Genomic DNA, 12,983 nt, shown 5'->3' with positions numbered 1-12,983 from the left:
GGTAGTGGCTATCCCCTGCCCGGCTTTAACGACTCTACAACTGCGTGGCGCTAAAGTAGTGCTCGGGTTGTGCAATACGATCCTGCGCGGCGACCACCTGCAATTCGTACTCGTACAGCTTTTTAGTCGCGATCATTATCTCATATACCGCCGCAGTGACATGCTCCAGCGCGTCGCGCAGAGTGGCCCCCTGCAGGAGTTTCACCAGCAGCAGCCCGCTGGTCACATCCCCAACGCCCACCGGCTGACGCATACCAAAGTCCACCAGCGGACGGCTGATATGCCACGCCTCGTCCTGAGTGACCAGTAGCATCTCAAAACGGTCCTGACTCAATCCTGCGCGCGCCAGATGTTTAACCAATACAATCTCTGGCCCTTGTGCGATCAGCTCGCGTGAAGCGCTTACCGCCTCCGCAACGCTGTTTACCGGATGCTGGCAGAGAATTTCCAGTTCGATCAAATTAGGGGCGATGATATCGCTGGCAGGCATCGCATGGCGCACGTGAAACTCCGCCACGCCCGGCGCCACAATGCATCCTTTTTCGGGGTGTCCCATCACGGGATCGCAAAAATATTTCGCCGACGGATTGGCTGCTTTAACCTGTCGAACGATGCCGAGTATGTGTTCACCCTGTTCAGCCGAACCCAAATAACCGCTCAACACGGCATCACAGCGCTTCAACTGATCTATCTCCGCAATCCCCTGTACAATCTCCGTTAAATGGGCTGGCGGCATCACACAGCCGGTCCATTTACCGTATTGCGTATGGTTAGAGAACTGGACGGTATTAAGTGGCCAGACGTTGGCCCCGAGACGGCGCATCGGGAACTCCGCAGCGCTATTGCCAGCATGTCCAAAAACAACGTGGGACTGAATGGCGAGGATGTTATTCATGTTCTTACCACAACCCTGAAAAAGTAAAAGGGCGTGGTTTCCCACGCCCCTTATATGCTGATGATTACTTCCAGCAAACCAGACAGTAGTTCTTTTTACCGCGACGCAGCAGCGTGTATCGGCCAAACAGGCGATCGCTGTCTACGAAGGTATATTCCGGATCGGCCTGCTTTTCACCGTTAATGGTGATCGCGTTGGAGGCGATGGTCTTACGCGCCTGACCGCGTGACGGCTGCAGCTCAGAATCCACCAGCGCTTGCATCAGATCGGCACCCTTTTCCATCTCAACCATCGGGACGCCATCCTGTGCCAGCTGTTCGAAATCTGCTTCGCTCAGATCGCTCAGGGTTCCGTTGAACAGACTCGCGGTGATACGTTTTGCCGCCGCCAGCCCCTCTTCACCATGCACCAGGCTGGTAACCTGATCGGCCAGCACATACTGGGCACGTGGCGCTTTACCGCTGTTCTTATCTTCTTCTTCCAGAGCGTTGATCTCTGCAATATCCATAAAGGTGAAGAATTTCAGGAAGCGATAAACGTCAGCATCCGCGGTATTGATCCAGAACTGGTAGAATTTGTACGGACTGGTTTTCTTCGGATCCAACCAGACTGCACCGCCTTCGGTTTTACCAAACTTCGTCCCGTCAGCTTTGGTGATCAGTGGAACGGTTAGACCGAACACCTGATTCTGATGCAGACGACGGGTCAGGTCGATACCAGAGGTAATGTTGCCCCACTGGTCGGAACCGCCAATCTGCAGCGCAACACCGTGCAGCTTGTTCAGGCAGGCAAAGTCATAGCCCTGCAGCAGGTTGTAGGAGAATTCGGTAAAGGAGATGCCCTGATCGTCACGGTTCAGACGCTGCTTCACCGCTTCTTTGTTGATCATCTGATTTACGGAGAAGTGCTTGCCGATATCACGCAGGAAGGTCAGCACGTTCATGCCACCAAACCAGTCGTAGTTATTCGCAGCAATGGCAGAATTTTCGCCACAGTCGAAGTCGAGGAACGGCGCAACCTGGTTGCGAATTTTGTCCACCCACTCCTGCACGGTATCTTCCGTATTCAGCTTACGCTCGGCGGCTTTAAAGCTCGGGTCACCAATCAGACCGGTAGCACCACCCACCAGCGCAACGGGCTTATGCCCCATCTGCTGGAAGCGTTTCAGGCATAACAAAGGAACAAGATGCCCCAAATGCAAGCTGTCAGCGGTGGGATCGAAGCCGCAATAGAGCGCGATCGGGCCTTGCGCCAGTCGCTCTGCTAACGCTTCTTCGTCCGTCACCTGGGCCACCAGGCCCCGCTCTTGCAATTGTTTAATCAAGTTACTGCTTGCCATCAAATTCTCCATGTATAAACGACTGCACCTCTGTCGGTACACGACTATCCGCCTAACGCGAAAGGTACATAGAATAAAGCGCTAGCCCATCCAGCGCTAGCGCTTAACACAACAAATTTCGGGGATTAAGGAGCCAGCCTGTCGATTTTCCATGCGTCCTGTTCGCGCTGGTATAAAAACCGGTCATGCAGGCGATGTTCACCGCCCTGCCAGAACTCCATCGACTCGATGTTAATGCGGTAGCCGCCCCAGAAACTGGGCAGTGGCACCTCGCCCTGCTGGAATTTTTGCTTCAGCTCGAGGAATTTACTCTCCAGAACGCCGCGCGCAGAGATACGGCTTGACTGTTTGGACACCCAGGCACCAATTTGACTGTCGCGCGGACGGCTGTGGAAATATTTGACGACTTCCAGCGTTGAAAGACGTTCTGCTTTCCCGGTCACCATCACCTGACGCTCCAGCATATGCCAGGGAAACAGCAGGCTGATACGAGGGTTATTCTCGAGGTGATGCGCTTTACGGCTGCCGAGATTGGTATAAAACACCAGCCCTTTTTCGTCGTAGTGTTTCAGCAACACAATACGCTGATAGGGTTGGCCGTTTTCATCGACGGTCGCCACGACCATTGCCGTGGGGTCGGCAAGTTTGGCTTCGCAGGCTTGCTTTAACCAGCGCTCAAACAGCGCCAGAGGTTCAGCAGGAAGATCCTGGCGACGAAGGCCGCCTTTGGTGTACTCACGGCGCAGATGCGCAATTTGCTGCAATTCATCGTTATCTGACATGGCGTTAGCTGAGATTAAGAGTGGGTGGCGCTATTGTGCGCCGCCCCTGGGAAAATCTCAACGCTTCGGATTTTGCAGCTCGCAGTTATTCAGCACCACGCGGTCGCGCTTGTAGACGGTCGCGCTATCGCCTTTTGACCAAAAGACATAAATACCATCCGTATAACGCGCACCCGACGCAGACAACCCTTGCTTAAGGGTTTGTAACTGATTGTCATAGACAAAGCTGGCTTCCTGACGCGGGTTGTTAATGTTGACGGTTAACGGTTTTTCGTCGCAGCGATATTCCAGCGTATCCGTGTGCATACGTTCAACAAACTGGTTGTAATAGCTACAACCCGCCAGTAAGAGAGGGGCAAAAGCAAGAAGACATTTTTTCATAAGCCTGTTCCGAAGACGATCCTGGTCATGGAGGGTAAAATTACCCTCCTGTATTGCTTTGGATTCTAACGGCTACGGGCGTTGCTGAGAATTCAGTTAACTCTGATTATGACGTGGGTTGGCGGGAAAAATGGCCCCTAATACGCTGGCTTCACGCGCGCCGGTGACCGACGGCAGATTACCCGGTAATCCCGCAACCGTACGCCAGGCAAGCCAGGCGAAAGCCAGCGCTTCCATATCATCGCCGCTGATCCCCGCCGCATCCGTGGTTGTCACCTCAGTTCCCGGCAGCAGTCCGGCGAGACGCGCCATCACCAGCGGGTTTCGGCTTCCGCCACCGCACACCAGCAGTCGCTCACAGCCGCCACTCAACAGCACCTGTTCAGAGACAGAGATCGCCGTTAATTCCACCAGCGTCGCCTGCACATCCTGAGGAGCCAGTCCCGGGAAATGTGCCAGATGCCGTTCAAGCCAGCCATAGTTGAAATATTCCCTGCCGGTGCTTTTGGGGGCCGGTGCGGCAAAATAGGGGTCGCTTAACAGCGCTTGCAGTAACGGAAGAATGACTTTCCCTTCGCAAGCCCATTGCGCATCTTTATCGTAAGCTTTGCCGCGTTGACGCCAGATCCAGGCATCCATTAGCATATTACCTGGCCCGGTATCGTAACCCCGCACAGGTTTGCCCGGGATCAACAACGACAGATTCGCGATCCCTCCGATGTTCAACACCATCCGGCGCTCTACCGGGTGCGCGAGCAGAGCCTCATGAAAAGCCGGAACCAGCGGTGCGCCCTGCCCACCGAGCGCCATATCGCGACGGCGGAAATCGCCAACGACGGTGACGCCCGTTTTTGCCACTATCTGATTATTGTCGCCGATTTGCATGGTATGCGGCGCATCACCTACGGGTTCGTGCCAGACGGTTTGTCCGTGACAGCCAATGGCGACAATATCCTGCGGATGCAGATTCTCCTGATGCATAAGCGCCAGCACCGCATCGGCAAACAGCGAACCCAGCCTGACATCCAGTTGACCAAGCTGCGACAGCGTCAGCTGTTGTCCCTGGCAGATGCTCAAAATCGCTTCCTTGAGTTCAACCGGAATCGGCCAGCTCAGGCTTGCCTGCTGCGCCACCATGTTTTCATCAATGGCGGCAAGAACAACATCCACTCCGTCAAGACTGGTGCCAGACATCACACCGATATAGCGACCCGATTTCATGCGCTTTCCTTAGGTTGCGAGGGCTTAGGGCCACACTCCACCATAAACGCGGGGGCATTGCTATGACGGGGTAATAATTTTTACCAATGTCAGACCTGAAACAAAGTGTCTCCCTTTGTTTATGTCTCGTTAAGTCAAATTCAAGTACAATTTTCCTATTGTTAGTGCAAACATATGATCTATGGCTCCCGATGCCATATAATTTAGGCATACGGATGCTCAGACCGAGCGTTAAGTGTGAACAGGAGATTCAAATGATTTTACGTGTACTGGGCGTTTCGCTGATTGGTTTCACTTTGGCAGGCTGCGTGAATAACGACTCCCTTTCTGGCGACGTTTACACCGCTTCCGAAGCTAAACAAGTTCAAAACGTGACTTACGGTACTGTTGTTAACGTACGCCCGGTTCAGATTCAGGGTGGCGATGACAACAACGTGATTGGCGCAATCGGCGGTGCTGTGCTGGGCGGATTCCTCGGGAATACCGTAGGCGGTGGTACCGGTCGTTCTCTGGCAACAGCGGCAGGTGCGGTTGCCGGTGGCGTCGCAGGCCAGGGCGTTCAGGGTTCAATGAACAAAACCCAGGGTGTTGAACTGGAGATCCGTAAAGACGACGGCAACACCATCATGGTCGTTCAGAAACAAGGCAAAACTCAGTTTGCCAGTGGTCAACGCGTTGTGCTGGCAAGCAACGGTAGCCAGGTCACTGTTTCACCGCGTTAATGTTTCATGACGTGGCTCGCACGAGCCACGTTTTTTTGATGCCAGGACGCAGCAATTCATTAATTTTTTTTGTGCGATCTCTTCAGTTTGTATTGCCAGTCAGACGTTTACTATCCCCCGTCTTTTCAAAATGTTATTCGGTCTACACCTCGCCTTCGCAAAATCTTTTACGGTTGTCATCAGTGATTTGGTTTGCTATATGCGCATCAATTAAAGCGATGTATCAGGCGAAAGAGACGGGACGAAACCGGGTGGTGGTCTATCTGTAGAGCGAAGGGGATCGGAAAATAAAGCCTTGCGATGCAAGGCTTTTTCGTGGTTAGTCGCGGGATTGCAACTCATGGATGTTTTGCTCAAGGCGAGCGATCAAATCAATGAGCTGTTCCAGCTCCGCTGGTGAAATACCCGAAAGGATCTCACCTCGCGTTTTACTGATCACGGTTTCCATCTCAGTGATGATAGGCGCCGCTTTTTCAGTGAGTTTAATACGTTTGGCACGGCGATCGCTGGCGCAGGTTTGCCGGGATATCAGCCCCTTGTCCTCCAGTTGATCGAGTGTGCGCACCAGAGACGGCTGCTCAATGCCGATCGCTTTGGCCAGTTGAATTTGCGACTGCTCGGGCGGTAGCTGATGAATGTTATGCAGCGTAACCCAATGCGTCTGTGTCAATTCCAGAGGTTTCAGGCGATGGTCAATCAGAGCACGCCAGATGCGTACCAACCTGGCCAGATCAGAACCTAATGGCGATTCCAATTTCATCTCCTTATAATTAGCTTGCTAAGTTATTATACTGATTTTAGAATAGTGTGCAGCATTTATATTGCCAAAACAAATGCAATACTTCATTCATCCGTTTTAGACATTTGTTTTACACTTACTCAAAGCACGCGTTCGTGCTAACCCAGGCCGCTGAGGCTCATTCTCCACTGCAAAGGATCTCTGCTCGTGAAGTTCTCATTTAGCTCCGCGGGGTTACCCCTTCAGGACCTGATCGTCGGTGCGTCTGTCTATTTTCCTCCGTTGTTCAAAGCGGTGATGCTGGGTTTTTTGATCTGGCTTATCGCGCATCGACTGCTTCGTGACTGGATGTATTCCGGCGAAATCTGGCATCCCATGCTGATGGATCTTTCGCTGTTTGCCCTCTCTGTTTGTCTTGGCCTTACTTTGCTGATTGCGTGGTGAATACGTTGAAAACGCTTAAATACTTTTCCACTCTGATGGTGTTGGCCCTGGCGCTGATTGCCGGATGGTGGCTGTGGAATTTTTATATGCAATCGCCGTGGACCCGGGATGGCAAGGTCCGCGCCGAGCAGGTCAGCATTACCCCGCAGGTCTCAGGCAGTATCACTACCCTGTTAATTAAGGATAATCAGTTTGTTAAAGAGGGAGAGGTTTTATTCCGCATTGATGAGACGCCGTTTCATATCGCGATGCTAAACGCGCAGGCTCAGCTGGCAAAAGCGCAGTCCGATCTGGCTAAAGCTAACAACGAAGCCAATCGCCGCCGCCATCTGTCGCAAAACTACATCTCCGCAGAGGATCTGGACACCGCCAATATCAACGTTAAAGCGATGCAGGCCAGCGTCGACGTGGCTGAAGCCACGCTTAAACAGGCTCAGTGGCAGCTGACGCAAACCGTCGTCAAAGCACCGGTTGACGGGTGGGTGACCAATCTTTCAACCCGGGTGGGCGACTACGCCACGCAGGGGCAACCGGTTTTTGCGCTGGTGGATAGCCACTCATTCTATGTCGTCGGTTATTTTGAAGAGACCAAACTTCGCCATATCCAGCAGGGCGCACCGGCGCAAATCACATTGTACAGTGGCTCGAAAACGTTACAGGGTCACGTAGCCAGTATTGGTCGGGCGATCTACGATCAAAGTGTGGAGACCGATTCAGGGCTGGTTCCCGATATCAAACCCAATGTGCCGTGGGTGCGTCTGGCTCAGCGCGTTCCGGTTCGCGTGGAGTTCGACAACGTGCCTGAAGGGATCACCCTGGTCTCCGGGACAACCTGTACCGTGTCCATCGGAACACATTGATGGACCTCTCTTCTTATTCATGGCGAAAGATGCCGTGGTTCAAAGCCACTGCGCCTCAGTGGCGTTACGCTTTGCGCAACGGTATCGCCATGTGCCTGGCCCTCACCGTCGCCTATTATCTGAATCTGGATGAACCCTACTGGGCGATGACCTCTGCGGCGGTGGTGAGTTTTCCCACCGTTGGCGGGGTGATCAGTAAAAGTCTCGGGCGCGTCGCCGGCAGTCTGCTGGGAGCAACGGCGGCGCTGATCATTGCCGGGCATACGCTCAACGATCCGTGGCTCTTTTTATTCAGCATGGCGGCATGGCTGGGCTTTTGTACCTGGGCCTGCGCCCATTTTACCAACAACGTGGCCTACGCCTTCCAGCTGGCGGGATACACCGCCGCGATCATTGCGTTTCCGGTGGTGAATGTTCTCGATACCACGGAACTGTGGGATATCGCTCAGGCCCGCGTGTGTGAAGTGATCATCGGTATTCTCTGCGGCGGGGTCATGATGATGATCCTGCCAAGCACTTCCGACGGGACAACGCTGATTTCGGCATTAAAAACCATGCATACGCGTCTGCTGGAACATGCCAGTTTACTCTGGCAACCTGACACCAACGATGCGATGCGTCTTGCCCATGAAAAGGTGATTGGCCAGATCCTGACCATGAACCTGCTGCGCATCCAGGCTTTCTGGAGCCATTACCGCTTTCGTCGGCAAAATACGCTGCTGAATTATCTGCTTCATCAGCAGCTCAGAATGACCAGCGCGATCTCCAGCCTGCGCAGAATGCTGCTCAACTGGCCTGATCCGCCGGCAAATACCCGTGAAATTATTGAAAAGATGCTGGCCGCGCTGGCTCACCCGCAGGCTGATTTCTATCAGATAGCACGGATCATTGCCCCGCTCGCCCCCACCGACGACAACGATTATCGCCACCGCGCCTTCTGGCAACGATTGCAGTATTTCTGTCGCTTATATCTGCGCAGCAGCCGCTGGATTCAGGCGATCGAAAACGCTACGCCGATCACTGAGTTCGCCGTTCCGGGCAGCCCCGCGCTGGCAAGGCACACCGACAATATGGAAGCGGCATGGAGCGGTTTTCGTACCTTTTGCGCCCTGACGCTGGTGGGTGCCTGGAGTATTACCACCCAGTGGGAATCGGGCAGCGCCGCGTTGACGCTGGCGGCAATCAGCTGCGTGCTCTATTCCGTTGTCGCCTCGCCGTTTAACTCGCTCACGCTGCTGCTGCGCACGCTGGTGCTGTTGTCGCTGTTCAGTTTTGCGGTGAAATTTGGTCTGATGGTGCAGATAACCGATCTGTGGCAATTCCTGCTGTTCCTGTTCCCTTTGCTCACCACGATGCAACTTCTCAAATTGCAAATGCCAAAGCTCGCCGGGCTCTGGGGGCAACTGATTGTTTTTATGGGTTCGTTTATCTCGGTCACCAATCCGCCGGTTTATGATTACGCCGATTTTCTGAATGATAATCTGGCGAAAATTTTAGGTGTGGGGCTGGCATGGCTGGCGTTTGCGGTACTCAGACCCGGCTCAGATGCCCGCAAAAGCCGTCGCCACATTCGCGAGTTACGTCGCGGATTTGTCGATCAGCTTAGCCGCAGGCCTCAGCTTCGGGAAAGTGAATACGAGTCGCTGGTTTACCATCACGTCAGCCAGTTGAATAACAGTCAGGATGAGTTGTCGCGCCGATGGTTGTTGCGCTGGGGCGTAGTGCTACTTAACTGCTCGCATGTGGTGTGGCAACTGCGCGGCTGGGAAACTCGCTCCGACCCGCTTTCTCAGGTGCGTGATGTCTGTATTTCCCTGCTGCGGGATGTGATGAGCGACCGCGGGGTTCAACAACGCTCGCTTGCGTTAACTCTTGTGGAGTTACAGCGGATTTGCGATACCCTCGCGCACCACCATCTTCCGGCAGCGCGCGATTTGGCCTCTCTGATCTGGCGCTTGCACTGCTCACTTTCTCAGCTTGAACAAGCGCCACCGCCCGGCACGATCAGCGATCAAATCACCCCGCAGGCGTAACGTGCCCCGCCGCCACCCAGCGGTTTAGGCTGATCGGACATGTTATCGCCACCCACATGGACCATCAGCGCTTTACCCTTAATCTCATCCAGTTTTTTCAGCCCCGGAGCGATAACCGACTCCGTGGCTTTGCCGTCATTGTTCACGACCAGAACCGGGAGATCGCCTGTATGCCCCATCCCGTCGGGCCCTTCATGTTTCCCGGTCTGATGAGGATCAAAATGGCCTCCAGCCGCCTCTGCAGCGGAGGCTTTGCCTTCTTTCATCGCGGGTTGGCAACTGCCTTTAGCATGAACATGGAAGCCATGTTCACCAGGCGGGAGAGCTTTGAGGCTGGGGGAAAACTCCAGGCCCTTGTCAGTTTCAGTAATTTTTACTGTCCCAATCGACTGGCCGATCCCCTGAGGGGTGACAAGGTTCATTTCAACTTCATCGCTGGCTGCCTGCGCACCTGCGCAAACCGCCAGCGCGATCATTGCCAGAGCAAAACGCTTCATATGACCTCCACGGGTTATCATTTGCCCCTTAAGCTTATACCAGGGGCCATGATTTAACCGGAAAGTCGTCTGAATACGCGATTATGGCACGTCGTAACCCAGCGCAGCTTTACGAATACGGAACCATTGCTGGCGCGTCATTTGTAACTCTTCGGCGGCAATCGCCGAACGCACGCGCTCAATTTTACCGGAGCCGATAATCGGCAGCGGTTGCGACGGTAAACGCAGGATCCAGGCGTAAACCACCTGTTCAATGCTCTCTGCATTCAGTTCGCGAGCGACAGTCTCAAGCTCGTTGCGCAGCGGCTGGAAAGCCTCATCGTTGAACAGACGTCCGCCGCCCAGGCAAGACCAGGCCATCGGACGGATACGCAGCTGCTGCAGTTGGTCGAGCGTCCCGTCCAGCAACAGCGGCTGATGCACCGGAGAGATTTCAACCTGATTGGTTGCCAGCGTGAACGGCAGGCGAGACTGCAGAAGCGCAAACTGGGCCGGGGTAAAGTTTGATACCCCAAAGTGGCGCACCTTACCGCTCTGATGCAGATTCAGAAACGCTTCTGCAACGTCGTCTGCATTCATCAGGGGATCGGGACGATGGATCAGCAGCAAATCCAGGCGATCAGTGGCCAGATTGACCAGCGACTGCTCGGCGCTTTTAATAATATGATCGCTGTCGGTAATGTAGTGACCCAGGACATTTTCTTCGCGCGCGGTGGTGGCGATACCGCATTTGGTGACAATCTCCAGGCGATCGCGCAGCGCTGGCGCGAGTTTCATCGCCTCGCCAAAGGCGGCTTCGCACAGGTAACCGCCGTAGATATCGGCATGGTCAACGGTGGTGATACCGAGATCAAGGTGTTCTTCAATGAAACTGACCAACTGGCGGGGGAACATATTCCAGTCCATCAGACGCCAGTAACCCATCACAAAACGCGAAAACTCAGGGCCCTGTGGTGCAAGGGCAATACGCTGAACCATAACAATTTCCTCAAGGAAGTAATGTCATGAGTATACGCAGTTACGCCGCTAAAAAAGTGAAGGTTGCTGGGGTTCTTCGTTTTCAGAGGGTTTGTTTGCGCGTAATTTGCGCAATAAACGCTGCCGGCACAGGCGTATAACGTCCTGCTTTTGCACATCACTCATTTTTTGCCAGTTAAAACGCTCATCGCGACTGCGCATACAGCCCCGGCAAAACCCGCGTTCATCTGACTGACAAATTCCCCGGCACGGGCTCTGGATGGGGAAAAACTCCAGTTGCTCTGCCACACGCACCTCCTGAAACCGATTATCACCTACAGTGAAGACGCTAAACGTGCCGTCTGCAAGGGCTTTCAAGCAGAAATATCGCATTAAGGTTTCACTAATCTTCCCTCCCTATACTCGCCTCATTACAAAACGAATGGTTTTTTATGATGTGGCCTGTGAAAAAGTTACAATGTAACGATATTAAATTTACTCTTGGATGCGCGTTGTTCTTCACCGCCCTCAACGCGCTTTTTATCCGTCGTAGCTGGGAGATTATCTCCCCAGAACATCTGCACGACTTGCTGTTCGCCGCCTCCATTCCGCTGGTGCTGTTTTGTGGCTGGGTGATTGTTTTCAGCCTGCTCAATATTCCTTTAATTCGTAAACCCCTGCTGATCCTGTTAACGCTGGGATGTGCCGCGGCAACCTACTTTATGTTTACCTACGGCGCTGTCATCGACCAGAACATGATGGAGAATGTCTTTGAGACTAACTCTCAGGAAGCCACCGCGCTGGTCACGCCGCAGATGCTGCTGTGGATCGGGATTGCTGGCCTGATCCCGTCTATTGTTCTGCTGTTTATTCATGTGCGTTCAGGAAAATGGTGGTACACCCTGCTGATGCGCGTAGCGGCCATTCTTGGTGCGCTGGTGGTGATTATTCTGGTGGCGTCCCTGTTCTATAAAGATTATGCCTCGCTGTTTCGCAACAATAAAACCATCGTCAAAATGGTCACGCCCGCCAACTACATCAGTGCCGTAGTGAAATACAGCAAGAATCGCTGGTTTGCCGGCGATCAAACGCTGGTACGTCTTGGTGAGGATGCGCATAAAGGCCCGGTGATCCTCGCTCAGCAGAAAAAGACCGTGCTGGTTCTGGTGATTGGCGAAGCATCCCGGGCGCAGAATTATTCCCTGAATGGATACGGGCGCGACACCAATCCGCAACTGAAAAAAGAAGACATGATTAACTTCCCGCAGGCTTCTTCCTGCGGCACCGAAACGGCTGTTTCCGTACCGTGCATGTTCTCCGGTATGCCGCGCAAAAAATACGATGCCGATTTAGCCCGTCACCAGGAGGGTCTGCTCGATGTGCTGGCGCATGCGGGTGTTAATCTGCTGTGGCGCGAAAACGACGGCGGCTGTAAAGGGGCGTGCAATCGCATACCTCATACCGATATGACGCAGTGGAAACTGGATCAGTTCTGCAAGGATAAATCCTGTATAGACGATGTGAATCTTAACCGCCTGGATAACGTACTGGACGGCCTGAAGCAGGATTCCGTGCTGGTGATTCATCTGATGGGGAGCCACGGTCCGGCCTACTACCAACGCTACCCGCAGGCCTTCCGGAAATTTACACCAACCTGCGATACCAATCAGATCCAGGACTGCGACCATCAGGCCTTGATGAACACGTATGACAACACCATCCTCTATACGGACAGCGTGGTCAGTCGGACTATTGATGCCCTGAAAACCCGTCAGGCGACGATGAACACCGCGCTGATTTACCTTTCCGATCACGGGGAGTCCCTGGGGGAAAACGGGCTGTATCTTCATGGGACCCCGTATCTGCTGGCGCCTGAACAGCAGACCCATATTCCGTTTATGTTCTGGTTATCGCCCGATTACGTTAAAAACTACCGCATCAATGAGCCTTGTTTGCGTAAGCAAGCATCCGACACGGCGGTTTCGCAGGACAATTTATTCTCCACGGTGCTGGGCATGATGAACGTCAAATCATCGGTTTATCAGCCGCAGATGGACATTTTGACCTCCTGTCGCACAACCTGACGCTTGCACTAGACCGAATGGTCTAGTAC

Annotated in this window: 14 protein-coding genes; 5 read left to right on the top strand and 9 right to left on the bottom strand. The window is 53.6% G+C overall.

Going from position 1 to position 12,983, the window contains the following annotated elements:
- Positions 1-34: 34 nt before the first annotated feature.
- The 5 genes from pdxY to anmK form a co-directional block, all read right to left on the bottom strand.
- Positions 35-895 carry a pyridoxal kinase PdxY gene (pdxY, locus tag SOM82_RS09155; protein ID WP_320459350.1) on the bottom strand — a complete coding sequence of 287 codons (861 nt, stop codon included), beginning with the start codon at positions 893-895 and terminating at the stop codon, positions 35-37.
- A gap of 64 nt (positions 896-959) precedes the next feature.
- Entirely contained in the window at positions 960-2,234 is a 1,275-nt protein-coding gene (gene tyrS / locus SOM82_RS09150) for a tyrosine--tRNA ligase (RefSeq protein WP_154125263.1), read from the bottom strand.
- Between the two features lie 125 nt (positions 2,235-2,359).
- The gene (pdxH, locus tag SOM82_RS09145) at positions 2,360-3,016 is read right to left on the bottom strand and encodes a pyridoxamine 5'-phosphate oxidase (protein ID WP_154125262.1); all 657 of its coding nucleotides are present in this window, start codon (positions 3,014-3,016) and stop codon (positions 2,360-2,362) included.
- 57 nt (positions 3,017-3,073) lie between these two features.
- A complete protein-coding gene (gene mliC, locus SOM82_RS09140) occupies positions 3,074-3,397 on the bottom strand; it encodes a C-type lysozyme inhibitor (protein WP_154125261.1) in 324 nt (107 codons plus the stop codon).
- Positions 3,398-3,493: 96 nt separating this feature from the next.
- The gene (anmK, locus tag SOM82_RS09135) at positions 3,494-4,618 is read right to left on the bottom strand and encodes an anhydro-N-acetylmuramic acid kinase (protein ID WP_320459349.1); all 1,125 of its coding nucleotides are present in this window, start codon (positions 4,616-4,618) and stop codon (positions 3,494-3,496) included.
- A gap of 254 nt (positions 4,619-4,872) precedes the next feature.
- Between anmK and slyB the strand changes: the two genes are divergently transcribed.
- Positions 4,873-5,340, top strand: coding sequence for an outer membrane lipoprotein SlyB (gene slyB / locus SOM82_RS09130; RefSeq protein WP_154125259.1), 468 nt, complete (start codon positions 4,873-4,875; stop codon positions 5,338-5,340).
- Between the two features lie 319 nt (positions 5,341-5,659).
- Here slyB and slyA read toward each other — a convergent pair whose 3' ends face one another.
- A complete protein-coding gene (gene slyA, locus SOM82_RS09125; protein ID WP_154125257.1) occupies positions 5,660-6,100 on the bottom strand; it encodes a transcriptional regulator SlyA in 441 nt (146 codons plus the stop codon).
- 186 nt (positions 6,101-6,286) lie between these two features.
- On the opposite strand from slyA, the gene SOM82_RS09120 reads away from it, so the two are divergent.
- The 3 genes from SOM82_RS09120 to SOM82_RS09110 are packed head-to-tail and all read left to right on the top strand — an operon-like array spanning position 6,287 to position 9,416.
- Positions 6,287-6,523 carry a DUF1656 domain-containing protein gene (locus tag SOM82_RS09120; RefSeq protein ID WP_320459348.1) on the top strand — a complete coding sequence of 79 codons (237 nt, stop codon included), beginning with the start codon at positions 6,287-6,289 and terminating at the stop codon, positions 6,521-6,523.
- Positions 6,524-6,558: 35 nt separating this feature from the next.
- Positions 6,559-7,383: an efflux RND transporter periplasmic adaptor subunit gene (locus SOM82_RS09115; protein WP_320459607.1), complete on the top strand. Its 825-nt coding sequence runs from the start codon at positions 6,559-6,561 to the stop codon at positions 7,381-7,383.
- On the top strand, positions 7,383-9,416 hold the full coding sequence (locus SOM82_RS09110; RefSeq protein ID WP_320459347.1) for an FUSC family protein: 2,034 nt from the start codon (positions 7,383-7,385) through the stop codon (positions 9,414-9,416). The genes SOM82_RS09115 and SOM82_RS09110 overlap by 1 nt, the downstream gene beginning before the upstream one ends.
- Here SOM82_RS09110 and sodC read toward each other — a convergent pair.
- The 3 genes from sodC to SOM82_RS09095 all read right to left on the bottom strand — a co-directional run bounded on the left by sodC (position 9,395) and on the right by SOM82_RS09095 (position 11,179).
- A complete protein-coding gene (gene sodC / locus SOM82_RS09105; RefSeq protein WP_320459346.1) occupies positions 9,395-9,913 on the bottom strand; it encodes a superoxide dismutase [Cu-Zn] SodC in 519 nt (172 codons plus the stop codon). The genes SOM82_RS09110 and sodC overlap by 22 nt on opposite strands.
- A gap of 81 nt (positions 9,914-9,994) precedes the next feature.
- Positions 9,995-10,891, bottom strand: a complete 897-nt coding sequence (locus SOM82_RS09100; RefSeq protein WP_501083560.1) for an aldo/keto reductase — start codon at positions 10,889-10,891, stop codon at positions 9,995-9,997.
- Positions 10,892-10,939: 48 nt separating this feature from the next.
- A complete protein-coding gene (locus SOM82_RS09095) occupies positions 10,940-11,179 on the bottom strand; it encodes a DUF1289 domain-containing protein (RefSeq protein WP_320459344.1) in 240 nt (79 codons plus the stop codon).
- Between the two features lie 146 nt (positions 11,180-11,325).
- On the opposite strand from SOM82_RS09095, the gene eptA reads away from it, so the two are divergent.
- Positions 11,326-12,954, top strand: coding sequence for a phosphoethanolamine transferase EptA (gene eptA / locus SOM82_RS09090; protein ID WP_320459606.1), 1,629 nt, complete (start codon positions 11,326-11,328; stop codon positions 12,952-12,954).
- The last annotated feature ends 29 nt before the right edge of the window (positions 12,955-12,983 follow it).

The sequence above is a fragment of the Lelliottia sp. CFBP8978 genome, from assembly GCF_034046055.2.
In the GTDB taxonomy this organism is placed as follows: domain Bacteria; phylum Pseudomonadota; class Gammaproteobacteria; order Enterobacterales; family Enterobacteriaceae; genus Enterobacter.
The sequence above is the reverse complement of the archived record's forward strand: the minus strand, read 5'-3'. Positions and strand labels throughout refer to the sequence as shown.

Bases quoted from the DNA above. Each gene is read 5' to 3' on its own strand.
- pdxH (WP_154125262.1), bottom strand. From the start codon at position 3,016: ATGTCAGATAACGATGAATTGCAGCAAATTGCGCATCTGCGCCGTGAG.
- pdxY (WP_320459350.1), bottom strand. From the start codon at position 895: ATGAATAACATCCTCGCCATTCAGTCCCACGTTGTTTTTGGACATGCT.
- tyrS (WP_154125263.1), bottom strand. From the start codon at position 2,234: ATGGCAAGCAGTAACTTGATTAAACAATTGCAAGAGCGGGGCCTGGTG.
- SOM82_RS09100 (WP_501083560.1), bottom strand. From the start codon at position 10,891: ATGGTTCAGCGTATTGCCCTTGCACCACAGGGCCCTGAGTTTTCGCGT.
- slyA (WP_154125257.1), bottom strand. From the start codon at position 6,100: ATGAAATTGGAATCGCCATTAGGTTCTGATCTGGCCAGGTTGGTACGC.
- slyB (WP_154125259.1), top strand. From the start codon at position 4,873: ATGATTTTACGTGTACTGGGCGTTTCGCTGATTGGTTTCACTTTGGCA.
- eptA (WP_320459606.1), top strand. From the start codon at position 11,326: ATGTGGCCTGTGAAAAAGTTACAATGTAACGATATTAAATTTACTCTT.
- sodC (WP_320459346.1), bottom strand. From the start codon at position 9,913: ATGAAGCGTTTTGCTCTGGCAATGATCGCGCTGGCGGTTTGCGCAGGT.
- mliC (WP_154125261.1), bottom strand. From the start codon at position 3,397: ATGAAAAAATGTCTTCTTGCTTTTGCCCCTCTCTTACTGGCGGGTTGT.
- anmK (WP_320459349.1), bottom strand. From the start codon at position 4,618: ATGAAATCGGGTCGCTATATCGGTGTGATGTCTGGCACCAGTCTTGAC.
- SOM82_RS09115 (WP_320459607.1), top strand. From the start codon at position 6,559: ATGGTGTTGGCCCTGGCGCTGATTGCCGGATGGTGGCTGTGGAATTTT.
- SOM82_RS09110 (WP_320459347.1), top strand. From the start codon at position 7,383: ATGGACCTCTCTTCTTATTCATGGCGAAAGATGCCGTGGTTCAAAGCC.